Origin of the sequence: Modicisalibacter sp. MOD 31.J (genome assembly GCF_020147985.1) — a bacterium.
GTDB classification, from domain to species: domain Bacteria; phylum Pseudomonadota; class Gammaproteobacteria; order Pseudomonadales; family Halomonadaceae; genus Modicisalibacter; species Modicisalibacter coralii.
This window is the reverse complement of sequence record NZ_JAGXFF010000001.1, coordinates 981,249-1,007,854: the sequence shown is the minus strand read 5'-3', so window position 1 is coordinate 1,007,854 and position 26,606 is coordinate 981,249. Positions and strand designations below refer to the sequence as shown.

At 66.7% G+C, this 26,606-nt stretch carries 22 protein-coding genes and 1 tRNA gene; 17 read left to right on the top strand and 6 right to left on the bottom strand.

Annotated elements, in window-relative coordinates; all coding sequences use genetic code 11:
- Positions 1–121: 121 nt before the first annotated feature.
- Positions 122–3,451 carry a DNA translocase FtsK 4TM domain-containing protein gene (locus KGR00_RS04445; protein ID WP_275423108.1) on the bottom strand — a complete coding sequence of 1,110 codons (3,330 nt, stop codon included), beginning with the start codon at positions 3,449–3,451 and terminating at the stop codon, positions 122–124.
- 220 nt (positions 3,452–3,671) lie between these two features.
- On the opposite strand from KGR00_RS04445, the gene aat reads away from it, so the two are divergent.
- The 3 genes from aat to infA all read left to right on the top strand — a co-directional run bounded on the left by aat (position 3,672) and on the right by infA (position 5,460).
- Entirely contained in the window at positions 3,672–4,385 is a 714-nt protein-coding gene (gene aat, locus KGR00_RS04440) for a leucyl/phenylalanyl-tRNA--protein transferase (RefSeq protein ID WP_224417530.1), read from the top strand.
- Positions 4,378–5,115 (top strand): arginyltransferase, encoded by a 738-nt coding sequence (locus tag KGR00_RS04435; protein ID WP_129138311.1) that lies wholly within the window; start codon positions 4,378–4,380, stop codon positions 5,113–5,115. Before aat ends, KGR00_RS04435 begins: the two co-directional genes overlap by 8 nt.
- Before the next feature lie 126 nt (positions 5,116–5,241).
- Positions 5,242–5,460 (top strand): translation initiation factor IF-1, encoded by a 219-nt coding sequence (gene infA, locus KGR00_RS04430; protein WP_013332816.1) that lies wholly within the window; start codon positions 5,242–5,244, stop codon positions 5,458–5,460.
- Positions 5,461–5,672: 212 nt separating this feature from the next.
- Here infA and clpA read toward each other — a convergent pair whose 3' ends face one another.
- The 3 genes from clpA to KGR00_RS04415 form a co-directional block, all read right to left on the bottom strand.
- Entirely contained in the window at positions 5,673–7,937 is a 2,265-nt protein-coding gene (gene clpA, locus KGR00_RS04425) for an ATP-dependent Clp protease ATP-binding subunit ClpA (RefSeq protein WP_129138312.1), read from the bottom strand.
- 96 nt (positions 7,938–8,033) lie between these two features.
- Positions 8,034–8,426 (bottom strand): ATP-dependent Clp protease adapter ClpS, encoded by a 393-nt coding sequence (clpS, locus tag KGR00_RS04420; protein ID WP_129138313.1) that lies wholly within the window; start codon positions 8,424–8,426, stop codon positions 8,034–8,036.
- Positions 8,427–8,639: 213 nt separating this feature from the next.
- Positions 8,640–10,874, bottom strand: a complete 2,235-nt coding sequence (locus tag KGR00_RS04415; protein WP_224417531.1) for an NADP-dependent isocitrate dehydrogenase — start codon at positions 10,872–10,874, stop codon at positions 8,640–8,642.
- Positions 10,875–11,151: 277 nt separating this feature from the next.
- On the opposite strand from KGR00_RS04415, the gene KGR00_RS04410 reads away from it, so the two are divergent.
- The 9 genes from KGR00_RS04410 to KGR00_RS04370 all read left to right on the top strand — a co-directional run bounded on the left by KGR00_RS04410 (position 11,152) and on the right by KGR00_RS04370 (position 19,909).
- Positions 11,152–11,748, top strand: coding sequence for a pseudouridine synthase (locus KGR00_RS04410; RefSeq protein ID WP_129138315.1), 597 nt, complete (start codon positions 11,152–11,154; stop codon positions 11,746–11,748).
- Entirely contained in the window at positions 11,745–12,194 is a 450-nt protein-coding gene (locus KGR00_RS04405; protein WP_224417532.1) for an NUDIX hydrolase, read from the top strand. Before KGR00_RS04410 ends, KGR00_RS04405 begins: the two co-directional genes overlap by 4 nt.
- Positions 12,195–12,267: 73 nt before the next feature.
- Positions 12,268–13,416: a tRNA 2-thiouridine(34) synthase MnmA gene (mnmA, locus tag KGR00_RS04400; RefSeq protein ID WP_224417533.1), complete on the top strand. Its 1,149-nt coding sequence runs from the start codon at positions 12,268–12,270 to the stop codon at positions 13,414–13,416.
- Positions 13,413–14,048, top strand: coding sequence for a high frequency lysogenization protein HflD (hflD, locus tag KGR00_RS04395; protein WP_129138318.1), 636 nt, complete (start codon positions 13,413–13,415; stop codon positions 14,046–14,048). The genes mnmA and hflD overlap by 4 nt, the downstream gene beginning before the upstream one ends.
- Before the next feature lie 64 nt (positions 14,049–14,112).
- On the top strand, positions 14,113–15,483 hold the full coding sequence (purB, locus tag KGR00_RS04390) for an adenylosuccinate lyase (protein ID WP_224417534.1): 1,371 nt from the start codon (positions 14,113–14,115) through the stop codon (positions 15,481–15,483).
- Between the two features lie 218 nt (positions 15,484–15,701).
- The gene (locus KGR00_RS04385; protein ID WP_224417535.1) at positions 15,702–16,889 is read left to right on the top strand and encodes a cupin domain-containing protein; all 1,188 of its coding nucleotides are present in this window, start codon (positions 15,702–15,704) and stop codon (positions 16,887–16,889) included.
- Positions 16,886–17,320: a GNAT family N-acetyltransferase gene (locus KGR00_RS04380; RefSeq protein ID WP_129138321.1), complete on the top strand. Its 435-nt coding sequence runs from the start codon at positions 16,886–16,888 to the stop codon at positions 17,318–17,320. The genes KGR00_RS04385 and KGR00_RS04380 overlap by 4 nt, the downstream gene beginning before the upstream one ends.
- 336 nt (positions 17,321–17,656) lie before the next feature.
- Positions 17,657–19,255 carry an isocitrate lyase gene (locus KGR00_RS04375; RefSeq protein WP_224417536.1) on the top strand — a complete coding sequence of 533 codons (1,599 nt, stop codon included), beginning with the start codon at positions 17,657–17,659 and terminating at the stop codon, positions 19,253–19,255.
- A 186-nt stretch (positions 19,256–19,441) separates the two neighbouring features.
- Positions 19,442–19,909 carry a glycine zipper 2TM domain-containing protein gene (locus KGR00_RS04370; protein ID WP_129138328.1) on the top strand — a complete coding sequence of 156 codons (468 nt, stop codon included), beginning with the start codon at positions 19,442–19,444 and terminating at the stop codon, positions 19,907–19,909.
- 126 nt (positions 19,910–20,035) lie between these two features.
- Here KGR00_RS04370 and KGR00_RS04365 read toward each other — a convergent pair whose 3' ends face one another.
- Together KGR00_RS04365 and KGR00_RS04360 are read right to left on the bottom strand one after the other, a co-directional pair.
- Positions 20,036–20,194: a YqaE/Pmp3 family membrane protein gene (locus tag KGR00_RS04365; protein WP_129138323.1), complete on the bottom strand. Its 159-nt coding sequence runs from the start codon at positions 20,192–20,194 to the stop codon at positions 20,036–20,038.
- Between the two features lie 109 nt (positions 20,195–20,303).
- A complete protein-coding gene (locus tag KGR00_RS04360; protein WP_343232794.1) occupies positions 20,304–20,564 on the bottom strand; it encodes a hypothetical protein in 261 nt (86 codons plus the stop codon).
- Between the two features lie 350 nt (positions 20,565–20,914).
- Between KGR00_RS04360 and KGR00_RS04355 the strand changes: the two genes are divergently transcribed.
- The 5 genes from KGR00_RS04355 to putA all read left to right on the top strand — a co-directional run bounded on the left by KGR00_RS04355 (position 20,915) and on the right by putA (position 26,533).
- Positions 20,915–21,322 carry a CBS domain-containing protein gene (locus KGR00_RS04355; protein ID WP_129138325.1) on the top strand — a complete coding sequence of 136 codons (408 nt, stop codon included), beginning with the start codon at positions 20,915–20,917 and terminating at the stop codon, positions 21,320–21,322.
- Positions 21,323–21,553: 231 nt separating this feature from the next.
- A tRNA-Gly gene (locus tag KGR00_RS04350) sits at positions 21,554–21,629 on the top strand.
- A gap of 193 nt (positions 21,630–21,822) precedes the next feature.
- Positions 21,823–22,194: a hypothetical protein gene (locus KGR00_RS04345; protein WP_129141072.1), complete on the top strand. Its 372-nt coding sequence runs from the start codon at positions 21,823–21,825 to the stop codon at positions 22,192–22,194.
- An 83-nt stretch (positions 22,195–22,277) separates the two neighbouring features.
- A complete protein-coding gene (locus KGR00_RS04340) occupies positions 22,278–23,102 on the top strand; it encodes an AraC family transcriptional regulator (RefSeq protein ID WP_224417537.1) in 825 nt (274 codons plus the stop codon).
- A gap of 239 nt (positions 23,103–23,341) precedes the next feature.
- A complete protein-coding gene (gene putA / locus KGR00_RS04335) occupies positions 23,342–26,533 on the top strand; it encodes a bifunctional proline dehydrogenase/L-glutamate gamma-semialdehyde dehydrogenase PutA (RefSeq protein ID WP_224417538.1) in 3,192 nt (1,063 codons plus the stop codon).
- The last annotated feature ends 73 nt before the right edge of the window (positions 26,534–26,606 follow it).

Here is a 26,606-nt window from a genome sequence, read left to right as displayed (position 1 = left end):
ACTCTCATCGGACGGCGCTGGCCGCCGTCCCTTCCATGGACAGCCTGCACGCCGTCGGGTTGCAACGGCGTCGCGGCTTCCTCATTGCTTGCACAGGCGTACCGGCCCGCCCCGCGACGGCTCAATCGCCGACGGGCGGCGGCGCCAGCACCTCGCGGCTGCCATTGGTGCCCATCGACGATACCACGCCGGCCGCTTCCATCGCCTCGACCAGCCGCGCGGCGCGGTTGTAGCCGATCTTGAAGCGGCGCTGCACGGCGGAAATCGAGGCCCGGCGCGACTCGGTGACGAACATCACCGCCTCGTCGTAGAGTGCGTCCTGTTCGGCATCATCGCCGTCGCCCCCGCCGCCCTCGGCCTCGAGACCGGTCAGGGCATCGGCGGAAACACCCCCGGTGAGGATCTCGTCGATGTATTCCGGCTCGCCGCGCCGCTTCCAGTCCTCGACCACGCGGTGCACCTCATCATCGTCGACGAAGGCACCGTGAACGCGGGTCGGCATGCCCGCCCCGGCGGGCAGGTAGAGCATGTCGCCGTGACCCAGCAGCGCCTCGGCGCCGCCCTGGTCGAGGATGGTGCGCGAATCGACCTTGGACGAGACCTGGAAGGCCATGCGCGTGGGGATGTTGGCCTTGATCAGACCGGTCACCACGTCCACCGAGGGCCGCTGGGTGGCGAGGATCAGATGGATACCGGCGGCACGGGCCTTCTGCGCCAGCCGCGCGATCAGTTCCTCGACCTTCTTGCCGACGATCATGAACATGTCGGCGAACTCGTCGATCACCACCACGATGTAGGGCAGCTTCTCGAGGACCGGCGGCTGTTCGTGCATCTGCCACGGCTGCGGCTCCCACAGCGGATCGGCGACCTGGGCACCGGCCCGCTCGGCCTCGTCGAGCTTGGCATTGAAGCCGGCGATGTTGCGCACGCCCATCGCCGCCATCAGCTTGTAGCGTCGCTCCATCTCGGCGACGCACCAGCGCAGGCCGTTAGCGGCTTCCTTCATGTCGGTGACTACCGGCGCCAGCAGATGCGGAATGCCGTCGTAGACCGACAGCTCGAGCATCTTGGGGTCGACCATGATCATCCGCACGTCTTCCGGGCTCGCCTTGAGCAGCATCGAGATCAACATGCCGTTGACCCCCACGGACTTGCCCGAGCCAGTGGTACCGGCCACCAGCAGGTGCGGCATCTTGCCGAGGTTGGCGACCACCGGCGCGCCGCCGATGTCGTGGCCCAGGGCCAGCGTCAGCGGCGAGGCGGCCTGCTGATAGGCGTCGGAGTCGATCACCTCGCGCAGGCGGATCATCGCCCGGTTGGGGTTGGGGATCTCGATGCCCACCGTGGGCCGCCCGGGAATCACCTCGACCACGCGCACGCTCTTGACCATCAGCGAGCGCGCCAGGTCCTTGGCCAGGTTGCTGATCTTGGAGACCTTCACCCCTGCCGCCGGCTTGATCTCGAAGCGCGTGATCACCGGCCCCGGCCAGGTCTCGACCACCTCCGCCTTGACGCCGTACTCGCGCAGTCGCGTCTCGAGCAGCTCGGCCATGTCGGCCAGTTGCTCCGGCGTGTAGTTGGGCTGCTGCGGGTCGGGCGGCGTGAGCAGGCGCAGCGACGGGAACTCGCCATCCGGCTCGGGCAGGTCGTCGAGTACCGGTCGCTGATTCTGCAGATGCTCGACCGTCCACAACGCCGGCCCCTCCGGTTCGCGGGCCGCCTCGCGAGCCTGCTCGGCACTCGCCATGCGGGGCTCGTCCCGGGGCGTGGCCTGCATGTCGGTCGACCGCGTGGAAGGCGTTTCGGCAGCATGCTCGGGGGTCCAGGGCGGCGCCGGGGCCGCCTCCTCGTCGTCGGAGGCCATAGCCGATAGCGGCGACGGGGCCGGCTCGCTGGATGGCGCCGGCGGGGGAGCGCCCCACGGCGACTCGGGCGGCCCGGCAGCGGGCGGCTCGCTGGTCGCCGGGTCGGTACGTTCATCGCCGGAATCCGTCGCCGCCGTCACGGACGGTTCGTCCCGCGGGGGCACCGTTGTGTCTTCGCGGTCCACCGCAGGCGGCGCCTCCGCCGGGACGCTCGCGGCCGGCGCCGAGGGCCTTTCCGCCGGGGCGGCATGAGGCGGCTGGCGGGTATCGGTCATGATCGGCCGCGAGATGGGCGCCGGGATCTCCGGCTCGTCATCGTCGGGCAGAATCGGCTCGGGCGGTGCCATGCCGGGCGTGGCGCGCGCTGGCCCGCGCTCGCCGGCGCGGTCGAGCTCGGGTTCGCGGCGGACCCGCTCGTGCGGGTTCGCATCGGGGCCGGCTGGGCGTGATGCGGCCGGCGCGTCGGCATGCGATCGTTGGGCCGTCGGCGCAGGCGCCTCGGGTGGCGTGGCGGTCTGCGGGGAAGAAGGCCGCGTGAAGGCCTCCCGGGCACGCGCCTCCTGCGCGGTATACGCCGCCTCGGGCCGCTTGGCCGAGGGCGTCTGCTCGGGGACGTCCCAGGGGATGTCGGTGCCGCTCTCGCGGGCCTGCCAGGACGGCGCGTCATCGGCGCCCGCCTCGCCCGGATACCCGCCGAGATCGGGGCCCAGTTGCGGCTCCATGCGCTGACCGCCGGCCAGCGCCGGCTCGCCCTGCCAGGCTTCCTCGCGACCGCGGCCCAGCCAGCGCTTCCACCAGGGGCGGGCGGCACCGGTCTCGCCGTCCGCCGGGCTCTCGTCCGCTACGGCGTCGTCGGTCACGGGGTGGTTCTCGGCGGTCTCCGGCGTGTCGTCCGGCTCGCCACGGCGGTTCAGCGAGTCACGCGCGCCCCCGAACTGGCGGGCGATCCACTGCAGCCCGGCCTGGACGCGCAGGCCCAGTTCGTCCATCACCGTCAGCCAGGAGAGCCCGGAGAACAGCGGAAAGCCGGCCAGGAATGCCGCCAGGGCGATCAAGGTCGCCCCACGCAGGCCGACCAGCGGCGTCAAGGCTTCACCGAGCCCCTCGCCGAGGATCCCCCCGGCCTGGTAGGGCAGTTCGCTGTCGGGGTTGAAAAAGTGCAGCGCCCCCAGGCTGGTGGTGGCCAGCAGCAGCAGCACCAGACCGCCCGCACGAACCGCCAGGGCCGTGGCGTCCCACTCCAGGCGCACCTCGCGCCGACGCATCAGCCGCCAGGCGGCGAAGCCCAGCATCCCCGGCCACCACAACGCGCTGGCCCCGAACAGCGAGTACAGCACGTCGGAAAGCCAGGCGCCGATCGGCCCCATCCAGTTGCTCACCGCCTGCTCCGGCCCGCTCTGCGACCAGCCCGGATCGGCGGGCGAATAGCTGAACAGCGACAACAGCAGGAACACGCACGCCGCCAGCAACACGATGATCACCCCTTCCCGGGATGCCCCCTGCAGGCGCAGCCCGAAACGACGCGCCCGCTCCCGGGCCTGGGACGCGGCCTGCCGGCGCCCTCGGGTCCTCTTCTCGACACTCAAAAGGCCTACCCCCTTGCTGACTCCGCCGGTCTCGCCACGGGGCCGAGCCCGCGCCGCGAGACCCTCGTCTCGATATGCCCGCCATCATACCGAGCCTGGGCCATCGGGCACAGGGGCCGGGACGCGGGAATCGCCCGGCAGCCCGGCGGGGCATTGAGTTGACGGGTTAGCGACGGCAAACTTGGCGGGCATCGACGGCCGATCTGCGAGACAACGCTCCATGCTGCCCTGGTTACCGGCCCGCCCGGTTCGCTTCCCGCCCACCGAGAGCGCCCTCCACGACCCCGACGGGCTGCTGGCGGCGGGCGGCGCCTTGACGCCGGATTGGCTGCTGGCCGCCTATCGTCGCGGCATCTTTCCCTGGTTCTCCGACGACCAGCCGATCCTGTGGTGGAGCCCCGACCCACGGATGGTGCTGTTTCCCGATGAGGTCCGTATCCGCCGCAGCCTCGCCAAGCGCCTGCGCAACGGCGGCTTCCGGGTCACCCGCGACCAGTGCTTCGCGGCCGTGATCGCCGCCTGTGCCGAGACGCGCGCCGAGGGCACCTGGATCACCCCGCCCATGCAGGCCGCCTACCGGCGTCTGCATGACCTGGGCCACGCCCACTCGGTGGAGGTCTGGCGGGGCGAGCACCTGGTGGGCGGACTCTACGGCGTCGCCCTGGGTCGCGCCTTCTTCGGCGAGTCGATGTTCAGCCGCGAGAGCGATGCCTCGAAAGTCGCCCTGGTCCACCTCGCCCGGCATCTTGCCGACCAGGGCGGCGGGCTGATCGACTGCCAGATGCACACCGCGCACCTGGCCAGCCTGGGCGCCCGCGACATCGCCCGCCGCGCGTTCATCGACTATCTTGACCAGTATGCCGCTCTGCCGGCAGACCCATGGCCGCTGGCCCCGTCATTCCGTTGCCATCCGGGAGGCCAAGAACGTGAGTAGTAGCGCGCCGCAGCAGCCGGCACGGGACCTGCGCTTCTTCCTGACGGTGCCCCATGCCTGCAGCTACCTGACGGGACGAGAGGCCACGACGCTGTTTCTCGACCCCCAGGAGTCGCCCGGACAGGGCGTCTACGATGCCCTCGCCCTGCTGGGTTTCCGCCGCAGCGGACGCCACCTGTATCGCCCGCACTGCGAAGGCTGCAGCGCCTGCATTTCGGTGCGCATCCCGGTGGACGACTTCACCGCCAGTCGCACCCAGCGCAAGCTCTGGCGCCGCAACGCCGACCTGGACCTGCACGAGCGCCCGGCCACCTTCGACCCGGAGCACTATGCCCTCTACGCGCGCTATATCCGCGCCCGCCACGCCGATGGCGACATGTATCCGCCCAGCCACGAGCAGTACCGGACCTTTCTGACCCTGGACCACCCCTACGCCCGACTGCTGGAATTCCGCCTGGCTGGCCGGTTGCTGGCGGTGGCCGCCATCGACATGCTGGGCCACGGCCTGTCGGCGATCTACACCTTCTTCGACCCGGCCCCCGAGTTCACGCGGCGCTCGCTGGGCACCTATGCGGTGCTGCGTCAGGTGGAAATGGCCCGCCAGCGAGGGCTGGCTCATGTCTACCTGGGTTACTGGATCCGCGAATCGACGAAGATGAACTACAAGCAGGCCTTCCAGCCCCTCGAATTCCTTGACGGACGTCACTGGCGCCGGGCCATCCCGCTGTAGAGAGCGGGAATTTTTGCCTTGACGCGCGGCATGCGGCAGAATATCGGGCTATCTTGATCAGCGACGACGCTGCCCTTCGGCAACGCGTCCCGCTGTGACTGTCGCAACCATCGAGGATTCGCCTATATGGCACGAGAAGATCATATCGAAATGGAAGGCGTCGTCGTCGACACGCTGCCCAACACCATGTTCCGCGTCGAGCTGGAAAACGGTCACGTCGTGACGGCTCACATCTCGGGCAAGATGCGCAAGAACTACATCCGCATCCTGACCGGTGACAAGGTCAAGGTCGAACTGACCCCCTACGATCTGTCCAAGGGTCGTATCGTCTACCGCTCGCGTTGAGCGCTGCCCCTGCGCCATCGGCGTTCAGGGTCTCCCTTGCCTGACCCGGTTCCGGGTTCCGGCCACCGCCCTGCGTTTCCAAGGCCCCTGCTCCGCCCGACGCCTGCGCGCACCGCCGTCTCGCTTCCATGAAAAACGCCCCGTCATCGACGAGGCGCGGTAGTGATGCCGATACCGGGAGACGGCGCTTCAGCCGCTCCCGGCGAAGGCGTTCAGGCCACTTCGGCTTCGGTGGCCAGGTGCAGCTCGTCGGCTTCCACCGAGACGTGAACCACGCCACCATTCTCGGCAAGCTCGCCGAACAGGATCATTTCGGCCAGGGGTTTCTTGAGCTTCTCCTGAATGACCCGCGCCATCGGGCGCGCGCCCATCTCGGGATCGTAGCCCTTCTCGGCCAGCCAGGCGCGCGCCGATTCGTCGACGTCCAGCTGGACGCGCTTCTCGTCGAGCTGGGCCTGGAGTTCGACCAGGAACTTGTCGACCACGTTGCGTACCACCTGCGGCGCCAGACCGTGGAACTGGATGATGCCATCCAGGCGGTTGCGGAACTCGGGCGTGAAGGTCTTGCGAATCACCTCCGAGCCATCCGTGGAGTGGTCCTGGGTCTGGAAGCCGATGGAGCGGCGCGCGATCTGCTCGGCCCCGGCGTTCGAGGTCATGATCAGGATGACGTGACGGAAGTCCGCCTCGCGGCCGTTGTTGTCGGTCAGCCGGCCATGGTCCATGACCTGCAGCAGCAGGTTGAAGACCTCGGGGTGCGCCTTTTCGATCTCGTCGAGCAGCAGCACGCAATGCGGCTGCTTGGTGATCGCCTCGGTGAGCAGGCCGCCCTGATCGTAGCCCACGTAGCCCGGCGGGGCACCGATCAGCCGCGACACGGTGTGGCGCTCCATGTACTCGGACATGTCGAAGCGCACCAGCTCGATGCCCATCAGCTGCGACAGCTGGCGGGCGACCTCGGTCTTGCCGACCCCGGTCGGACCCGCGAACAGGAAGCTGCCCACCGGCTTGTCGGGTGACTTGAGACCGGCCCGCGAGAGCTTGATCGCCGAGGCCAGGCTGTCGATCGCCTCGTCCTGACCGAACACCAGCATCTTGAGGTCGCGATCGAGATTGGAAAGCAGCTTGCGATCCGAGGTCGAGACGCTCTTCGGCGGGATCCGCGCGATCGACGCGACCACGGCCTCCACCTGTTCGGTGTCGATGGTCGACACCCGCACTTCCGGCGGCAGCAGCCGCTGGTGCGCGCCCGCCTCGTCGATCACGTCGATCGCCTTGTCGGGCAGATGACGGTCGTTGATGTAGCGATCCGCCAGGCGCACCGCACTGTCGAGTGCGCTGTCGGTGTACTTGAGCTGATGATGCTCCTCGAAGCGGCCGCGCAGCCCCTTGAGGATGCGGATGGTGTCCTCCACCGACGGCTCGAGGACGTCGACCTTCTGGAAACGCCGCGCCAGGGCGCGATCCTTCTCGAAGATGCCGCGGAACTCCTGGAAGGTGGTCGAGCCGATGCAGCGCAGCTCGCCCGAGGAGAGCAGCGGCTTGAGCAGGTTCGAGGCGTCCATGACGCCACCCGAGGCGGCACCGGCGCCGATCACGGTGTGGATCTCGTCGATGAACAGGATCGAATTGGGCTGCTTCTTGAGCTCCGCCAGCAGCGACTTGAGCCGCTTCTCGAAGTCGCCACGATACTTGGTGCCGGCGAGCAGCGCGCCCATGTCCAGCGCATAGACCACCGCATCGCTGATCACGTCGGGGACGTCCTCCTCGACGATGCGCTTGGCCAGGCCTTCGGCGATCGCCGTCTTGCCGACCCCGGCCTCGCCCACCAGCAGCGGGTTGTTCTTGCGACGCCGCGCCAGGATCTGCACGGTGCGCTCGAGTTCGTGGTCGCGGCCGATCAGCGGATCGATCTTGCCGAGCCGCGCCTGCTCGTTGAGGTTGGTCGCGTAACCGGTCAACGGATGGGCATTGCCTTCGCTCATACCCTCTTCACCCTCCTCGGCGTCCTGGGACGGCGACGGGTTCTGGCCGTGACCGGCCACCTTGGAGATGCCGTGGGCGATGTAGTTGACCGCATCCACGCGCGCCACGTTCTGCTGCTTGAGGAAGTAGACCGCCTGGCTCTCCTGCTCCGAGAAGATCGCCACCAGCACGTTGGCACCGGTGACTTCGGACTTGCCGGACGATTGCACGTGGAACACCGCACGCTGAAGCACGCGCTGGAAGCCCAGGGTCGGCTGGGTCTCGCGATCCTCCTGTTCCTCGGGGATCAGCGGCGTCGTGGAATTGATGAAATCCTGCAGGTCGGAGCGCAACTTGTCGAGGTTGGCTCCACAGGCGCGCAGCACGTCGGCTGCGGACGCGTTGTCCAGAAGGGCCAGCAGCAGATGCTCGACGGTCATGAATTCATGACGCTTGGAGCGCGCCACCGTGAAGGCCGTATTCAGGGTGAGTTCAAGTTCTTTGCTCAGCATGGCAGTCCCCTTCTCGCCGCCTAGGGCATGTCGGCACTTTCACAATCGGGCACTTTGGGCGGTTTGGCAACCCCCAGACTGTGACGTTGCCTGGCGTCAGTCGGCCCTGTCGATGTCACACAGCAATGGATGCTGGCACTCGCGTGCATACTCGTTGACTTGATGACTCTTGGTTTCCGCGATGTCGCGGGTAAAGATGCCGCAGGTCGCCTTGCCTTGGGTATGGACCGCCATCATGATCTGCACGGCCTTCTCGTGATCCATGTAGAAGAAGGTCTGCAATACCTCGACGACGAACTCCATCGGGGTGTAGTCGTCATTGTGAAGAACCACCTTGTAGCGCGGCGGCTCCTCCAATTCCGGATCCGTCGGCTTGACCGCGAGGTCTTCCTCACCCTCCTCTTCGGTCCCGGGCGGCCGCGTCATCCCGGCGCGGATCGGCTGCGCCAGTGACGGGGACGTTCCGGGATGCAATACCACGGCGGTCATCGACATTCTCTCGTCTCTATTGAACATAAGAGCCAGAATCCATCTCTACAAGCCGGGAGTGCCGCATGACGCATTGCTTGAGACGTCGAGAAACTCCCGGGGTTCCCTTCAAGATGCGGCCCACGGGGCATGCTTGCAAGGGGGCTAACGAAAATCCCCCGCTCGCGAGGCGAGCGGGGGATGCGGTCACGGGCCCGGCGGGCCGGGGGTGGTTCAGCCCTTGGCCACGACGTCCAGCGCCTGATTCAGGGTCGCGCTGGGGCGCATCGCCTGACTGGCCCGGTCGTGATCCGGATGGTAGTAGCCATGGATGTCGACCGGCTTGCCCTGGACGCCGTTGAGTTCGTCCATGATCTGCGACTCCTTCTCCTCGAGCGTCTTGGCCAGCTCGGCGAACAGCGACTTCAGCTCGGCATCGTCATCCTGGGACGCCACCGCCTGGGCCCAGTAGAGCGCCAGGTAGAAATGGCTGCCGCGGTTGTCGATCTCGCCGACCTTGCGCGAGGGCGACTTGTTGCTGTCGAGGAACTGACCGTTGGCCTTGTCCAGCGCCTCGGCCAGCACGCGGGCGCGGGCGTTGTCGAAGGTCTTGCCCAGGTGCTCGAGCGAGGCGGCCAGCGCCAGGAACTCGCCCAGCGAATCCCAGCGCAGGTGGTTCTCTTCCAGGAACTGCTGGACGTGCTTGGGCGCACTGCCGCCGGCGCCGGTCTCGAACAGTCCGCCACCGTTCATCAGCGGCACGATGGAGAGCATCTTGGCACTGGTGCCCAACTCCATGATCGGGAACAGGTCGGTCAGGTAGTCGCGCAGCACGTTGCCGGTGACGGAGATGGTGTCCTTGCCGGCGCGAATCCGCTCCAGCGAGAAGCGCATGGCGTCTTCCGGCGACATGATGCGGATGTCCAGGCCGTCGGTGTCGTGATCCTTCAGGTAGTGCTCGACCTTCTCGATCAGCTGCGCGTCGTGGGCCCGCTTGGCGTCGAGCCAGAACACCGCCGGGGTGTCGCTGTCGCGGGCGCGGGTGACGGCGAGCTTGACCCAGTCCTGGATCGGCGCGTCCTTGGTCTGGCACATGCGCCAGATGTCGTCGCGCTCGACCTCGTGCTCGAAGAGCACCTGGCCGTTCTCGTCGGTCACGCGCACGGTGCCGTCGGCGGGGATCTGGAAGGTCTTGTCGTGGGAGCCGTACTCCTCGGCCTTCTGCGCCATCAGACCGACGTTGGGCACGCTGCCCATGGTGGTCGGATCGAAGGCGCCGTGCTTCTTGCAGTCCTCGATCACGGTCTGGTAGATGCCGGCATAGCAGCGGTCCGGAATCACCGCCTTGGCATCGTGCAGGGCGTCATCGGCGCCCCACATCTTGCCGGAATCGCGGATCATCGCCGGCATCGAGGCATCGATGATCACATCAGAGGGCACGTGCAGGTTGGTGATGCCCTTGTGCGAATTGACCATCGCCAGCGGCGGCCGCTCCTTGTAGAGCGCCTCGATGTCGGCCTTGATCGCGTCCTGCTGCTCGCTCGGCAGCTTCTCGATGGCAGTGTAGAGATCGCCGATGCCGTTGCTGGGGTCGAAACCGGCCTTGTCGAGCAGGTCGGCGTGCTTGTCGAGTACCTCGCGGTAGAACTCGGACACCACCATGCCGAACATGATCGGGTCGGAGACCTTCATCATGGTCGCCTTGAGGTGCAGCGAGAACAGCACGTTGCGCTTCTTGGCATCCTTGATTTCGCTGTCGATGAAACGGCTCAGACGCCGGCTGCTCATCGCGGCGCCGTCGACCACTTCGCCGTCGAGCACCGCGACCTTGTCCTTGAGCACCGTGTGGGTGCCGTCCTTCTGCAGCAGCTCGATCTTGAGGCTGCCGGCCTGGCCGATCACCGCCGACTTCTCGGTGTCGTAGAAATCGCCCTCGGTCATGTGGGCGACGTGCGACTGGGAGTCGCTGGACCACTCGCCCATGCGATGCGGATGCTTGCGGGCGAAGCGCTTGACAGACTGCGGGGCACGGCGGTCGGAATTGCCCTCGCGCAGCACCGGGTTGACCGCACTGCCCTTGGCCTTGTCGTAGCGCGCCTGGATCGCCTTCTCGTCGTCGTTCTTGGGATCTTCGGGATAGTTGGGCAGCTTGTAGCCCTGAGCCTGAAGCTCCTTGATGGCGGCCTTGAGCTGGGGCACGGAGGCGCTGATGTTGGGCAGCTTGATGATGTTGGCTTCGGGCTTCTGGGTCAGCTCACCGAGCTCGGCCAGGTCATCGGCGATACGCTGGTCTTCGCTCAGGTAGTCGGGAAACTGCGAGATGATGCGACCGGCCAGAGAGATATCGCGGGTTTCGACCTCGATGCCGGCGGGATCGGTGAAGGCATCGATGATCGGCAGCAGGGAGTGGGTCGCGAGTGCAGGGGCCTCATCGGTGAGCGTATAGATGATTTTCGGCGCTTTGGACATCGTTGCGTTAACCTCTCTGTGTCGCTGCGATTGCAAGAAATCGGGGTCCGGGCGAATCGACGTCGCTGCCGCCTGGGGAAAGCGGCGACCCGGCGCGTCCGATTGCCATGAACTGTGTCCACGCAGGCGCTCGGCCCATCGTTGCAGACAGGGGCCCGGGATGCCCTGGTTCGCGTGTCGGCGATGGTACCCCTGCGGTCGCGCCGCAGTATAACAGTGCAGGCCCCTATCCGCATGAACAATGTCGACAATTCGCCACGCCGCGAGCCGCAACCTCATGAGTGACCTCTATCTACTGCACAAGCCGTTCCAGATGCTCTCCCAGTTCACCGACGACCAGGGCCGGGCCACGCTCGCCGAGGTCATCGACGTCCCTGGCGTCTACGCCGCCGGGCGACTCGACTACGACTCCGAGGGGCTGCTGCTGCTCACCGACGACGGCGCCCTGATCCGACGCATCAGCGATCCGCGCCACAAGCAGCCCAAGACCTACTGGATACAGGTCGACGGCGAGCCGGACGATGCCGCTCTCGAGGCCCTTCGCCAGGGCGTCGTGCTCAACGACGGGCCGACCCGCCCGGCCCAGGTGCGGCGCATCGCCCCGCCCGACGTCGGCCCCCGTCACCCGCCGATCCGCGAGCGTCGCGACATCCCGACCCGCTGGCTGGAAATCACCCTGCGCGAGGGGCGCAACCGCCAGGTTCGGCGCATGACCGCGCACGTCGGCCACCCCACCCTGCGGCTGATCCGCGTGGCGATCGGCGCCTGGCGGCTCGACGGCCTCGCCCCGGGTCAATGGCGCCGCGAGACGCTGCACGCCCCGGTGGCCCCAGGCCGGCCACGTCAGCCGCGCCGCCGGAGACGCTCGTCATGAGCCGCTGGGCACCCCGGGTGACCGTGGCCACGGTGGTCGAGCGCGGCGGCCGCTATCTGCTGGTGGAAGAGGATCGCGGCGGGCCGCTCAGCGAGTTCAACCAGCCCGCCGGCCACCTCGAACCGGGCGAGACGCTGGTCGACGCCGCCCGTCGCGAGACCGCCGAGGAAAGCGCCTGGCAGGTCGCGATCACCGACTACCTGGGGCTCTATGTGTTCACCGCGGCCGACGGGCTGGTCTTCCACAGCCACGCCTTCGTCGCCACGCCCCTGGCCTGGCTCGACACGCCGCTCGACACGGGCATCCTCGCCGCCCACTGGCTGACGTACTCGGAAATCGACGATCTCGAGCGCGCCGGACGGCTGCGCAGCCCGCTGGTGACGCAGCGTCTGCGCGATCTGCGCGGCGGGCGAATCTACCCGCTGGCGGTGATCCGCGAACGCTGACGCTCGAAGCCGCAAGCCGCTTTCGGGTATAATCGCGCGCAATCTTTCATCGACTTGCCAACCGAGGGTGACCATGTCGTCTCAATCCCCGGTGTCGTCCGGTTCCGCGACGCCCGCCGCCCAGCGCAAGGTGATCGTGGGCATGTCCGGTGGCGTCGACTCCTCCGTCTCGGCCCTGCTGCTGCTCGAGCAGGGCTATCAGGTCGAAGGCCTGTTCATGAAGAACTGGGACGAGGACGACGGCACCGAGTACTGCACCGCCAAGGAAGACCTGGCGGATGCCCAGGCGGTGTGCGACAAGCTGGGCATTCCCCTGCACACCGCGAATTTCGCCGCCGAATACTGGGACAACGTCTTCGAACACTTCCTCGCCGAGTACCGCGCCGGGCGCACCCCCAACCCGGACGTACTGTGCAACCGCGAGATCAAGTTCAAGGTGTTCCTCGAATACGCCGAGATGCTCGGCGCCGATGCCATCGCCACCGGCCACTATGTGCGCCGCGGCGAGCGCGACGGCCAGGTGCGCCTGCTCAAGGGGCTCGACGCCAACAAGGACCAGAGCTACTTCCTGCATGCCGTGCCCGAAGCGGCCATCGCCCGCACCCTGTTCCCGGTCGGCGAGCTGGAAAAGCCCCGCGTGCGCGAGCTGGCCGAGCGTCACGACCTGATCACCGCGCGCAAGAAGGACTCCACCGGCATCTGCTTCATCGGTGAGCGGCGCTTCCGCGACTTCCTGCAGCAGTACCTGCCGGCCCAGCCGGGGCGCATCGAGACACCCGAGGGCGACGACATCGGCGAGCACATGGGGCTGATGTACTACACCCTCGGCCAGCGCCAGGGGCTGGGCATCGGCGGGCTGGCCGACTACCCGGACGCCCCCTGGTACGTCGCCGCCAAGGATCTCGACCGCAACGTGCTCGTCGTCGTGCAGGGCAAGCATCACCCCCTGCTCTACAGCGACGCGCTGACCACCGAGCCGATGGACTGGATCGCCGGACAGGCGCCGGCCGGCGAGGCACGCCTCACCGCCAAGACGCGCTATCGTCAGGCCGACGTACCGTGCCGGATGCGCACCCGCGACGACGGCGGCGTCGAGGTGATCTTCGACGAACCGCAGCGCGCGGTGACCCCGGGGCAATCGCTGGTGCTCTACGCCGACGACGTCTGCCTGGGTGGCGGCGTGATCAACGCCACCTGGCAACGGGAGACGCTCGCCGCATGAATGCCACGCCCATCCATTCGGCGCCCGACGATCCCGTTTCCCGGCAGACCCTGGCACTGGCCGGCGTCTTTCAGGCCGCGACCCTGGTCGACCAGCTGGCCCGCCAGGGCCAGTGCGACCCGCGCGCCTGGGAAACCCAGCTCCACGCCACGCTGGATACCGATCCGGCGAGCTTCGAGGCCATCTACGGCGGCCACCCCAACAACCTGCGCCAGGGGCTCGACACCCTCGGCGCGGTGGTCGCCCGTCGCCGGGTCGACCCCAATGTGCTGCGCTACGCCTTCACGCTGCTGATGCTGATGCAGAAGCTGCGCCAGCAGCCGCAGATGATGGACACGCTCGGCGAGCGTCTGGCCCGCGTCCAGGGCCAGGCCGAGCACTTCGGCGAGACCCACGAGAACGTCGTGGCCAGTCTCGGCGAGCTGTACCAGGACACCATCTCGACGTTTCGCCAGCGTATCGTTGTCCAGGGCGACCCCGGCCTGCTCCAGCAGCGGATGATGCCCGAGCGGGTGCGTTCCGCCCTGCTCTCGGGCATCCGCTTTGCCCTGCTCTGGCACCAGCAGGGCGGCCGGCGCTGGAAGCTGCTGTTCCAGCGCGGCGCCATGAAGAAGGCCCTCGAGCGACTCTGACCGCCCTTTCCCGCAACCGACGGCGCCGGCCGAGCCAGGCGCCCCGACTCACCGGACGATTACCATGCAGCTTGAGCTCTCCGCGCTGACCGCGCTCTCTCCCGTCGACGGCCGCTATGCCGCCAAGGCCGAGGCCTTGCGCGAACACTTCAGCGAGTTCGGCCTGATCCGCGCCCGCGTCACCGTCGAGGTGCGCTGGCTGGAACGCCTCGCCGCCCATCCGCAGATCGTCGAGGTCCCGCCGCTGTCCGCCGGGGCGACGAAATTCCTCGGCGAACTGGTCAGCGGCTTCTCGGTCGCCGATGCGGAGCGCATCAAGGAGATCGAGCGCACCACCAACCACGACGTCAAGGCGGTGGAATACTTCCTCAAGGAGAAAGTCGCCGACGTCCCCGAGCTGCATGCGGTCACCGAGTTCATCCACTTCGCCTGCACCAGCGAGGACATCAACAACCTCTCCTACGGCGTGATGCTGCGCGACGGCCTGGACACCCTGCTGCCCACCCTGCGCGAGGTGGTCGACGCCGTCGAGCGCCTGGCCCACGAGCACGCCGACCAGCCGATGCTCTCGCGCACCCACGGCCAGACCGCCACGCCCACCACGCTGGGCAAGGAGATGGCCAACGTCGCCTATCGCCTGAAGCGCCAGCTCCGCCAGATCGAGGCCGCCGAGATCCTCGGCAAGATCAATGGCGCGGTGGGCAACTACAACGCCCACCTGGCGACCTACCCGGAGATCGACTGGGCGGAGAACGCGCGCACCTTCGTCGAAGGGCTGGGGCTGAGCTTCAACCCCTACACCACCCAGATCGAGCCCCACGACTACATCGCCGAGCTGTTCGACGCCTTCAGCCGCTTCAACACCATCCTCATCGACTTCGATCGCGACGTCTGGGGCTACATCTCGCTGGGCTACTTCAAGCAGAAGACCGTCGCCGGCGAGATCGGCTCGTCGACCATGCCGCACAAGGTCAACCCGATCGACTTCGAGAATTCCGAGGGCAATCTGGGGCTGGCCAACGCCATCCTCACCCACCTGGCCCAGAAGCTGCCGATCTCGCGCTGGCAGCGCGACCTGACCGACTCCACGGTGCTGCGCAACCTGGGCATCGGCCTGGCCTACGGCCTGATCGCCTATCACGCGACCCTCAAGGGCGTCGGCAAGCTCGAGGCCAACCCGCAGCGTCTGGCCGAGGATCTCGACAACAGCTGGGAGGTGCTCGCCGAGCCGATCCAGACGGTGATGCGTCGCTACGGCATCGAGAAGCCCTACGAGAAGCTCAAGGAACTGACCCGCGGCAAGCGTATCGACCAGGCCGGCTTCGCCGCCTTCATCGATACGCTGGAGCTGCCGGATGCGGTCAAGACCGAGCTCAAGGCGCTCTCGCCGGCCACCTATGTCGGCAACGCCGCCGAGCAGGCGCGCCAGCTGTAAGCGCCGAGCGCCGAGCGCCGAGCGCCGAGCGCCGAGCGCTCGTAGGGTAAGCGGCGCCGGGGACAGGCCTGGAGAGGGTCTTTTTCCAAGGATGGAAAAAGTAGCGCCCAGGGACGGGTTCACAGCGCCCTCCTACAGGCCTGTTGCCGGAAAAGCCGCGACTCGAAACCACCAACCCCCGTCCCACGACTTCAGTATTTCGTCAAGAGGTGGTACCCATGTCCCCCGACTCCCCGCTCACCCTGCTCGGCGGCCGCTCGGCCCGCGATTTCCTGCGCGAGTACTGGCAGAAGAAGCCCCTGCTGATCCGTGGTGCCTTTCCCGACTTCGTCTCGCCCCTCTCCCCCGAGGAGCTGGCCGGACTGGCCTGCGAGGAAGGCGTCGAGTCGCGCCTGGTCGAGGAGCACGGGCCCGATGGCCCCTGGCAGGTCTCCCACGGCCCCTTCGACGAGGCCACCTTTTCCCGGCTGCCGGCACGGGACTGGACGTTGCTGGTGCAGGCGGTGGATCACTACGTCCCCGAGGTCGACGCCCTGCTCGAGCACTTCCACTTCCTGCCGCGCTGGCGGCTCGACGACATCATGATCAGCTATGCCCCGCCCGGCGGCAGCGTCGGCCCCCACGTCGACCAGTACGATGTCTTCCTGCTGCAGGCCTCGGGCACGCGCCACTGGCAGCTCGGCGGCCTGGTCGCCGACGAGGCGCCGATCGTGCAGGGTATCGACCTGAAGATTCTCGAGCATTTCACGGTCCAGCCCGGCCAGGACTGGCACCTCGAGCCCGGCGACATGCTCTACCTGCCGCCGGGGGTCGCCCATCACGGCGTCAGCGAGTCCGAGGACTGCCTGACCTTCTCGGTGGGCTTCCGCGCGTTGTCGGCCGACGAGTCGATCACCTCGTTCGCCGACTATCTCGGCGAGCAGTTGCCCGACTCGCTGCGCTACGCCGACCCCGACCTGGAACCCGCCACGCAGCCCGGCGAGATCGACGACGCGGCGCTGGCACGCATGCGCCGGCTGATCCTCGAGACGCTCGATGATCCGAGCCAGCTCACCCAGTGGTTCGGCCGGGCGATGACCCAACCCAAGTACCCCGACCACCCGGTGCCGGCGGAAGAGACGACGGACGTCGATGCCCTTGTCGCCGCACTACAGGCCGGCGAGACACTCGAACGCACCCCGGGGTCGCGCTTCGCCCATCGCGATCACGGCGAAAGCCGGGCGACACTGTTCGTCGACGGCGATGCCCACGACTGCGACAGCACGCTTGCCGCCCGGATCGCCGGCGACGAGCCGCTCGACGCCGACACGCTCCCCCTGCCCGGCGCGCCGGCACTGCTCGCCGAGCTGCTGCAGCGCGGCAGCCTCGGCTGGCCGCTGGCTCCCGACGACGAGGACGACACATGAACGAACGGCGACTGCACATCGAGCGTGGCGACTGGCAACGCCTGGGCCCGCTGGCCGCCGAGATCCGCCGCCGCGTGTTCATCGACGAACAGGCGGTGCCCGAGGCCGAGGAATGGGACGGGCGCGATCCGGAGTGCGTGCACTTCCTCGCCTGGCACGAAGCGACGCCCGTGGGCACCGCACGGTTACTGCCCGATGGTCATGTCGGGCGCGTGGCGGTACTGCCCGACGGTCGCGGTCTGGGCATCGGTCTCGCCCTGATGCGCGAGGCGATCCAGGCGGCACGCGATCTCGGCCACGCCAGCATCGAGCTGGCCGCCCAGACCCACGCCCTGGATTTCTACCGCCGACTGGGTTTCGAAGCCCATGGCGAACTCTTCCTCGACGCCGGAATTGCGCACCGCAACATGCGCCTGTCGCTGAACGACTGATTTTGCGGCGGTTTCCCGTCACGGCGAAAGACGACTACAAGGCGGCGGCAAATTTGCGCGTCTTGTAGTCATGCTACAACCCTCCCTGCCTCCAAGTGATGATTGTTGAGCCCCGTGGTTGTGGGCCATATTGCATTGCAAGACGAGATTAAAACATTCGTTTTAACCCTGCCTTGTAGTCGAGGGCCAACGAATGCCACTCGTCCGAAACGCGAGATTGTCGGCAACGCCGACAGCGTGAATGGGCTCCCGGCAGCACGTGCAATTCGCACCTGCAACAAACGGCGCCGGCCCTAACGCGAGACACGACAACGCCGCCACTGACGAGGATTCGCCATGACCCGCTATCAGGATACGCTCAACACGCTCAACGAGCTGCGCGACGGCCAGGCCGGCCGCTGGGACAACATCAACCCCGAGTACGCCACCCGGATGCGGATCCAGAACCGCTTCCGCACCGGCCTCGACATCGCCCGCTACACGGCCTCGGTGATGCGCCGCGACATGGCCGAATACGATGCCGACCCGTCCCGCTACACCCAGTCGCTGGGCTGCTGGCACGGTTTCATCGGCCAGCAGAAGATGCTCGCCGTCAAGCGCCATCACGGCACCACCGCCAAGCGCTACCTGTACCTCTCCGGCTGGATGGTGGCAGCAATGCGTAGCCAGTTTGGCCCGCTGCCCGACCAGTCGATGCACGAGAAGACCGCGGTTCCGGCGCTGATCGAGGAACTCTATACCTTCCTGCGCCAGGCCGATGCCCGTGAGCTGGGCCATCTGTTCCGCGAGCTCGACGCGGCCCGCGCCAAGGGCGATGAAGTCAGTGCCCGAGCGGTTCAGGAGCGAATCGACGACTTCGAGACGCACATCGTGCCGATCATCGCCGACATCGATGCCGGTTTCGGCAACGAGGAAGCCACCTACCTGCTGGCCAAGCGCATGATCGAGGCCGGTGCCTGCTGCATCCAGATCGAGAACCAGGTATCGGACGCCAAGCAGTGCGGCCACCAGGACGGCAAGGTCACCGTGCCCCACGAGGACTTCATCGCCAAGCTCAACGCGGTGCGCTATGCGTTCCTCGAACTGGGCGTCGAGGACGGCGTGATCGTCGCCCGGACCGATTCGCTGGGGGCCGGCCTGACCCAGAAGCTGCCGGTCAGCAAGGAACCCGGCGACCTGGCATCGCAGTACAACGGTTTCCTCAATACCGTGCCGATCTCCGGCGCCGAGGACATCTCGGAAGGCGACACGGTGATCAAGCTCGACGGCGATTTGCGCAAGCCGCTGCGCCTGGCCAACGGCCTCTATCGCTTCCGCCCGGGGACCGGCGAGGACCGTGTGGTGCTGGACTGCATCACGGCGCTGCAAAACGGCGCCGACCTGCTGTGGATCGAGACCGAGAAGCCCCACGTCGCCCAGATCGCCGGCATGGTCCAGCGCATCCGCCAGGTAGTGCCCGATGCCAAGCTGGTCTACAACAACTCGCCGTCGTTCAACTGGACGCTCAACTTCCGTCAACAGGTGTTCGATGCCTGGGAACAGGAAGGCAGGGACGTCTCGGGCTACGACCGCAGCCAGTTGATGAGCGCCGATTACGACGACAGCGAACTGGCCGCCCTGGCCGACGAGTGGACGCAGAACTTCCAGCGCGACGCCGCCCGGGAAGCGGGGGTCTTCCACCACCTGATCACCCTGCCCACCTACCATACCGCCGCGCTGTCCACCGACGAGCTGGCCCAGGGCTACTTTGGCGAGCAGGGCATGCTGGCCTACGTCGAGAACGTCCAGCGCCGCGAGATCCGCCAGGGCCTGCCCTGCGTCAAGCATCAGGACATGGCCGGCTCCAACCTCGGCGACGACCACAAGGAGTACTTCTCCGGCGAGGGTGCGCTGAAGGCCGGCGGCAAGGCCAACACCATGAACCAGTTCGCCTGAACGCATCACCACCCACCGCCCGACAGCGGGAAGGCCTGGCCTTCCCGCTGTTTTCGTCGTCCAGCGGCCCACCGTGCGACGCAGGCTCGCACCGATCGACGCAGACGTGGTCAAATGCCGAAGAGCGGGTTAAACTGAATTATCAAACACTGTTTTCAATGCAGAATGGAGAGACTGGGTATGAAGCTGACGCGTTATCTGCCGGTGGTCGCCATGGGCCTTCTCACCCTGGGCGGCTGCGCCAACAGCGACCTCTATTCCGGCGACGTCTATCGGGGCAGTCAGGCCAAGTCCGCGCAGTCGGTCGCCTACGGCACCATCGTCTCGGTGCGTCCGGTACGCATCCAGGCGGACGACCAGGACAGCGGCGTGCTCGGCGGCCTGGGCGGCGCGGTGATCGGCGGGCTGCTGGGTAATCAGATCGGCGGCGGTTCGGGCCGGCAGATCGCCACCGCGGCCGGCGCCATCGGCGGCAGCGTGGCGGGCAAGAAGATTGGAGACAAGGCCAACCAGGTCGACGCCTACGAACTGGAGATTCGCCGCGATACCGGTAATACCGTGGTGGTGGTGCAGAAGGCGGATCGTGACTGGCAGCCCGGCCAGCGGGTCCGGCTGATTGGCAACGGTTCCAACATGAGCGTGGCACCCTACTGATCCTCGGCCGCCTCTTGCCTGGCAGACACCAACGCCAGTCGGCTGCCGCCGACTGGCGTTTTGCATGGCAGACTCTCCGCGGGGGCTTCTCTCGCCGCGTGTGTCACACGGGCGACACCATCCGGGTCAGCGCCGGGCGATGATCCACACCGCATGGATGATCCCCGGGATATACCCCAGGATGGTCAGCAGGATGTTCAACCAGAAGTGCAGACCGAGCCCTACCTGCAGAAAGACCCCCACCGGCGGCAGGATGATCGCGAAGATGATACGAATGACGTCCATGTAAAAGCTCCCTTTCTTGGGTCAATGCCCCTCACCGAGAGGATCGAGGCGTGTTCCATGATTTCAAGATAGCAGTGCGCTCGGAGCGCGTCGTAAGTGTTCGTCGGGCTCAGCGCTCCTCGCCCGACGCGTCATCTTCCTGGGCCCGATGAGCCGACGGATCGATCTTGCGGGTCAAGTGATCGGCGCCCTCGGCCAGTTCCTGATGATGGCGCTCCCAGTCCTCCCAGTCATGCGGCGTACCGCTGCGGGGGCGTTGGCTCCCGGCCTGACGCGCGCGCTCCCAGGCCAGTTCCTCCAGCGTATTGGGGCGCTGTTCCTCACGATCGAGGTTGATGCCCTGCTTGGCCAGATAATCTCGTGCATTCATCGGTGACCTCCTGAGGCTTGCCCGGGTGTTCGGCCTGGAAGCGTCTCTTGATGCTCTCTCCAAACTCTCGCGACACGTTGATCGCCATGGCCTTGCCATCAATGATGATAGTGGGGGCGACGGGCGCCCTGGACAAGGGGGGCGCTGGATGGCCCGGGCCGTCGACACGCGAATGCCGGTTACCGTGGCCGGGCGTTGAATCGGCTCGCCGCAGCCGCCGTCACGAGACGCTATCTTTCCATTGAGCGGGCGAGACAGCCCTCGCCGGCAAGGACCCACCGACCGGGCACGAGGCCCGGCCGACCGCGAAGCCACGGGGCCGAGACGCCCTTCGGCAGGAGGCATGCGCCATGTCCACCAAGGCTCCCACCACCATCCGCGAGATCATGTCCCACGATTGCTACCGGGTCACCGGCAACACCTCGGTGGCCACGCTGGTCGCCGGCCTGGCCCTGCACCGGCTGCCCGGGGCACCGGTCGTCGACGAACGCGACCACCTGATCGGCTTCGTCTCCGAAATGGACGTCATGGGCAAGCTGCTCGACAGCGCCTATTACTGCGACGAGCCGGCACCGGTTCGCGACCTGATGCGTCACGAGGTGCTCACCGTCACGCCCAACAAGAGCATCACCGACCTCGCCCAGGAAATGCTGGGCACCAAGCCCAAGGTCTACCCGGTCGTCGAGGGGGAACGTCTGGTGGGCATCGTCACGCGACGCGACGTGGTCAGCGCCATTCTGCAAATGCGCGGCCACTGACCGCCGGCTGAACTAAAAAAACCGCCACATCGGGACGATGTGGCGGTCAAGGGATCGAATTGCAGTAAGCAAAGACGCAATCTTCAGCGACTGCTGGAAAATCGCGCTTGTCCCTGTGACCGCGGTTCGGCGAAAATTCTCCCGGTTTCCGAAAATTTTCTCGTATCAACGTGTAATCGCCCGGCGAGACTTGTCAGCCTGGGCGATGATTCATTATCATCCCTGCGCCGAGCGGGTATAGCTCAGTTGGTAGAGCATCAGCTTCCCAAGCTGAGGGTCGCGAGTTCGAATCTCGTTGCCCGCTCCAGATTTCCTTTCCTCGCTTCGTGGCCACTCGCCGTTGTTCGTCACTGCCGTGCTGCGCTGGCCCGTCGGGCCGCGGTTGCCCGCCACGCGTTAACGGCCGGCCGTTCTTGCGTTAGGCTCTGGGGGCACCGGCTTCCCCGCGTCTCGACAAGACACGCACAACGCTCGCCCTGGGCAAGGAGTCAGCCGACGACATGGCCCTTTACCTGTTGATCTTTGCCGTCACCCTGGTGGTCCTGGGTGGCAGCATCGCCCTGCTGATGATGGCGCGGACGCCGCGCTATCGTACCGAGCCCCAGCATCTGCTGCGGCTGTTCGACCGGGTACTCGAGGGCAAGGTGTCGGAGTCGGAATGGCACACCGTGGTCGGCTATCCGGTGCGCCACGACGAATACCTCGAGGGCGTGCGACGCAGTGCCCAGCAGATCATGGACGAGCACGGTCGACCCTGGCAGCTCGCCCACGGCGGCTCGCTGCTGTCGCGCACCGGCCGCGAGGAACTGGCCACACTGCGCGATCACCTCGCCTCGCACACCGCCCTCGAAGAAGGCCGACGCGAGTTCTGAAGACCCGCGACGCCTCCCGGGTTCCTCGCCAGTCATCCATTCACGGCTTACAATGGCCGGGTTCGTCGTCACGAGGCCATGCCATGACCAGCGCCATTCGCCTGACGCCCCTCGACAACACCATCAAGCACCACGATCACGATTTCCATCAGATCGTGATCGGCCTGGATGGTCACGCCGAATTCGAGATCGAGGGTCTCGGCGGGCGCATCGCCGCGCTGTCGGGCTGCATCGTGCCGGCCAATCACGTGCACTACTACGAGGGGATCGGCACCAACCGCCAGCTGATCTTCGATCTACCCGACGACACGCCCGCCCTGTCCGGCATCCACCGCGAGCACGCCCGCCTCTTCGATGCCCCGCGCTTCTTTGCGCTCGATGAACCGCTGCATACCTATCTGAACTTCCTGGTTCAGGAGCTCGCTCAGCCCCAGGCGGCCCAGGGCGATCTGCTGGCGGCCACCTTCCTCGGTTGCCTGCGGGCCCGTCTGCCTCAGGGCTCCGCCAACGCCGCGCCGGGCCGGCGACGCAGCCTCGACCTGGCCGCCCTCGACGACTTCATCCAGCGTAATCTCGAGCGGCGCCTGAGTGTCGCCGATCTCGCCGACCGCGCTTGCCTGAGTGTCGCCCATTTCAGCGAATGCTTTCGCGAACAGGCCGGGGTGACGCCCTACCAGTATCTACTGCGCCATCGCCTGACCGCAGCCCGGCGGCTGCTCGCCGAATCGCGACTACCGCTGAACGAGATCGCCGCCCGGACCGGCTTCGCCAGCCAGAGCGCCCTGTCGCATGCCTTTCGCCGCGTCTATCACCAGCCCCCGGGCGAACTGCGCCGGCGTGGCACGTTACAGGACAGACGGGGACCGGAAGACACGCGGCACCACCTCGCCCATTCAACCAAGGTCTAAGGATCGCCCCCGTTTCCGGCAAAACCCGATTTTTTCACAACGCCACCCGGGAAATTGGCAAGACGCCGTAACTTCTCCCACCCTAAATTCAGGGCATTACCGAGAAAGCTTCTCTCACCCTGGTGTTCGCTGCCCGGGGCTTCCGGCGTGCACAGCCCCCTCATGGACGACGGGCTGACGGTCTTGCCGTCGCCGGGCCCGGCTGCGCCCGAGTCACCCTCTGCTAACGGGGTCTTCACATGCTCGATGCCAAGACCATGCTGGACAAGCGGACCTGGCAACAGGATCCGGATACGCTGCTCACGCATGTGAGCGATCACTACATCGTCGACGAAGACGCCTTCATGGCCGAGCTCGTCGCCTTCCTCCAGGCCGACGAGGAAGATTTCCAACGCATCGCCGACAAGACAGCCGATCTGGTTCGCGAAGTCCGCGAAATGGACACCGCCGTCGACTCCATCGACGAACTGCTCCAGCAGTACAGCCTCGACACCCACGAGGGCTTGATGCTGATGTGTCTGGCCGAGGCCATGTTGCGGATCCCCGACAAGGCCACCGCCGATGCGCTGATCGAGGACAAGCTGGGGCCGGCCGACTGGAAGTCCTATGTCGGGCAGAGTGAGTCCTGGTTCGTCAACGCCTCCACCTGGGGCCTGCTGATGACCGGGCGGGTGATCCAGCTGGACAAGCCCCGCGAGGGCAAGCCGGCCAACTTCATCAACAAGCTGGTCAATCGCATGGGCGAGCCGGTGATCCGCCGCGCCATGGTCGAGGCGATGAAGATCATGGGCCGCCAGTTCGTTCTCGGGCGTACCGTGGACGAGGCGCTCAAGCGTTCCCAGCCGCTGTTCGACAAGGGCTATACCTACTCCTACGACATGCTCGGCGAGGCCGCACGGACCCGCGAGGACGCCCGGCGCTACTTCGACGACTACGCCAAGGCGATCAAGCGCGTCGGCGAGGTCAGCCAGAAGCTCGACGCCAGGACTCCCGCCCCGTCGATCTCGATCAAGCTCTCGGCGCTGCATCCGCGCTACGAGTTCGGGCGTCGCGAGCAGATTCTCGTCGAACTGGTCGACTCCGTGAAGCAACTGGTGAGCATGGCCCGCGAGCGCGACGTGGCGATCACCATCGATGCCGAGGAGGTCGACCGCCTGGAGCTGTCGCTGGAGGTCTTCCGCGCCGTCTACGAGAGCGAGGCCGCCCGCGGCTGGGGTCACTTCGGCCTGGTCGTCCAGGCCTATGCCAAGCGCGCCCTGCCGGTGCTGCAGTACATCAACCGCATCGCCGACCTCCAGGGCGACGAGATTCCGCTGCGGCTGGTCAAGGGCGCCTACTGGGATACCGAGGTCAAGGAGTCCCAGCAACTGGGTATCGACGGCTATCCGGTATACACCCGCAAGGCCAACACCGATGTCGCCTACCTGGTCTGCGCGCACTTCCTGCTTTCGGACAACACGCGGGGACGCATCTTCCCGCAGTTCGCCACCCACAACGCCCACACCATCAGCACCATTCTCGAGCTGGCCAACGAGACCGACCGGGCGTTCGAGTTCCAGCGCCTGCACGGCATGGGCGAGGCCCTCTACGATGCGGCCCTGAAGCGCGCGCCCCAGGGCACCTACTGCCGTATCTACGCACCGGTGGGCGCCCACAAGGACCTGCTGCCCTACCTGGTACGCCGGCTGCTGGAAAACGGCGCCAACTCCTCGTTCGTCCACCAACTGGTGGACCCGCGGGTGCCGGTGGAGTCGCTGTGCGTCCACCCGGTCGACACCCTGCGTCAGTACGAACGCTACGCCAACCCGCGAATTCCGCTGCCCCAGGACATCTATGGCGCCGGGCGGCGCAACTCCCACGGGGTCAACCTCAACATCTGGAGCCATTACCGGCCACTCATGGACGCAATGCATCAATTCATGGACAAGCAATACCATGTCAAGCCGCTGCTGGCCTTCGACGTAGAGACGCTCGACGAGCAGCGTCACGAGGTGCTCAGTCCCTATGATCGCCGCCAGGCGGTGGGCAGCGTGCAGTGGACCACCCGCGAGCAGGCCGAGAAGGCCGTCGCCGCGGCCTGGGCCGCCTTCCCGCGCTGGGAAGCCACCCCGGTCGAGGAGCGCGCGCAGATCCTCGAGCGCTTCGCCGACCTGATGGAGGCCAACCTCGCCGAGTTGATGGCGCTCTGCTCCCGCGAGGGGGGCAAGCTGCTCACCGACGGCGTCGACGAGATTCGCGAGGCGGTGGACTTCTGCCGTTACTACGCCAACCGCGCCCGCGAGATCTTCGCCGAGCCCATGCCGCTGCCCGGACCGACCGGCGAGTCGAACCAGCTGATGATGGGCGGCAAGGGGGTCTTCGCCTGTATCAGCCCCTGGAACTTCCCGGTGGCGATCTTCTGCGGCCAGATGGTCGCCGCGGCGGTGTCCGGCAACAGCGTGCTGGCCAAGCCGGCCGAACAGACCTCGCTGGTCGCCCATCGCGTCGTCGAACTGCTCTATGAGGCCGGCATGCCGCGCGACGTGGTGCAGCTACTGCCCGGCGACGGCCCCACCGTGGGCAGCGTGCTGAGCTCGGATGCGCGCATCACCGGCATCGCCTTCACCGGCGGCACCGACACCGCGCAGATCATCAACCGCTCCCTGGCCGATCGCGAAGGCGCGCCGCTGCCCACGCTGATCGCCGAGACCGGCGGTCTCAACGCGATGATCGTCGACTCCACCGCCCTGCCGGAACAGGTGGTCGCCGACGTGATTCGCTCCTCGTTCCAGAGTGCCGGCCAGCGCTGTTCGGCGCTGCGCGTGCTCTATCTCCAGGACGATGTCGCCGACCGGGTCATCGAGATCCTCAAGGGCGCCATGGCCGAGTTGAGCGTCGGCGATCCACGCGAACTGGGCACCGACGTCGGCCCGGTGATCGACGACGACGCGCGCCGCAGCCTGCTCGAGCACATCGAGCGCCTCAAGGGCGAAAACCGGCTGATCGCCGAGACCGAGCTGGACCCGGCCAAGACCGCGGATGGCACCTTCGTCGCGCCGACGGCCTTCGAGATCGATGGCATCGATGCCCTGGATCGCGAGCAGTTCGGGCCGATCCTGCACATCGTGCGCTACAAGGCAGACGCCATCGACCAGGTGATCGAGACCATCAATGCCAAGCAGTATGGTCTGACATTCGGCGTGCACAGCCGCAACGAATCGTTCGCCAAGGCCATCGCCCAGAAGATTCGGGTGGGCAACGTCTACGTCAACCGTAATATCATCGGTGCCGTGGTCGGCGTTCAGCCCTTCGGTGGTCAGGGACTCTCGGGAACCGGGCCCAAGGCGGGTGGCCCGCATTACCTGCTGCGCTTCGCCACCGAGAAGGCCCTGACCATCAACACCGCCGCGCTGGGCGGCAACGCGTCACTACTCGCGCTGGGAGACGAGTGATACGTCCTCGTCATCAACGATAACAAGCTGCAAGCTGAAGGAAGTCCCTGATGGTTGACAACAATACGGCCAT

Bases quoted from the DNA above. Each gene is read 5' to 3' on its own strand.
- KGR00_RS04405 (WP_224417532.1), top strand. From the start codon at position 11,745: ATGAGCCGCTGGGCACCCCGGGTGACCGTGGCCACGGTGGTCGAGCGC.
- mnmA (WP_224417533.1), top strand. From the start codon at position 12,268: ATGTCGTCTCAATCCCCGGTGTCGTCCGGTTCCGCGACGCCCGCCGCC.
- KGR00_RS04385 (WP_224417535.1), top strand. From the start codon at position 15,702: ATGTCCCCCGACTCCCCGCTCACCCTGCTCGGCGGCCGCTCGGCCCGC.
- hflD (WP_129138318.1), top strand. From the start codon at position 13,413: ATGAATGCCACGCCCATCCATTCGGCGCCCGACGATCCCGTTTCCCGG.
- KGR00_RS04375 (WP_224417536.1), top strand. From the start codon at position 17,657: ATGACCCGCTATCAGGATACGCTCAACACGCTCAACGAGCTGCGCGAC.
- purB (WP_224417534.1), top strand. From the start codon at position 14,113: ATGCAGCTTGAGCTCTCCGCGCTGACCGCGCTCTCTCCCGTCGACGGC.
- KGR00_RS04380 (WP_129138321.1), top strand. From the start codon at position 16,886: ATGAACGAACGGCGACTGCACATCGAGCGTGGCGACTGGCAACGCCTG.
- KGR00_RS04355 (WP_129138325.1), top strand. From the start codon at position 20,915: ATGTCCACCAAGGCTCCCACCACCATCCGCGAGATCATGTCCCACGAT.
- KGR00_RS04340 (WP_224417537.1), top strand. From the start codon at position 22,278: ATGACCAGCGCCATTCGCCTGACGCCCCTCGACAACACCATCAAGCAC.
- clpS (WP_129138313.1), bottom strand. From the start codon at position 8,426: ATGACCGCCGTGGTATTGCATCCCGGAACGTCCCCGTCACTGGCGCAG.
- putA (WP_224417538.1), top strand. From the start codon at position 23,342: ATGCTCGATGCCAAGACCATGCTGGACAAGCGGACCTGGCAACAGGAT.
- KGR00_RS04345 (WP_129141072.1), top strand. From the start codon at position 21,823: ATGGCCCTTTACCTGTTGATCTTTGCCGTCACCCTGGTGGTCCTGGGT.
- aat (WP_224417530.1), top strand. From the start codon at position 3,672: ATGCTGCCCTGGTTACCGGCCCGCCCGGTTCGCTTCCCGCCCACCGAG.
- KGR00_RS04360 (WP_343232794.1), bottom strand. From the start codon at position 20,564: ATGAATGCACGAGATTATCTGGCCAAGCAGGGCATCAACCTCGATCGT.
- KGR00_RS04410 (WP_129138315.1), top strand. From the start codon at position 11,152: ATGAGTGACCTCTATCTACTGCACAAGCCGTTCCAGATGCTCTCCCAG.
- KGR00_RS04365 (WP_129138323.1), bottom strand. From the start codon at position 20,194: ATGGACGTCATTCGTATCATCTTCGCGATCATCCTGCCGCCGGTGGGG.
- infA (WP_013332816.1), top strand. From the start codon at position 5,242: ATGGCACGAGAAGATCATATCGAAATGGAAGGCGTCGTCGTCGACACG.
- KGR00_RS04415 (WP_224417531.1), bottom strand. From the start codon at position 10,874: ATGTCCAAAGCGCCGAAAATCATCTATACGCTCACCGATGAGGCCCCT.
- clpA (WP_129138312.1), bottom strand. From the start codon at position 7,937: ATGCTGAGCAAAGAACTTGAACTCACCCTGAATACGGCCTTCACGGTG.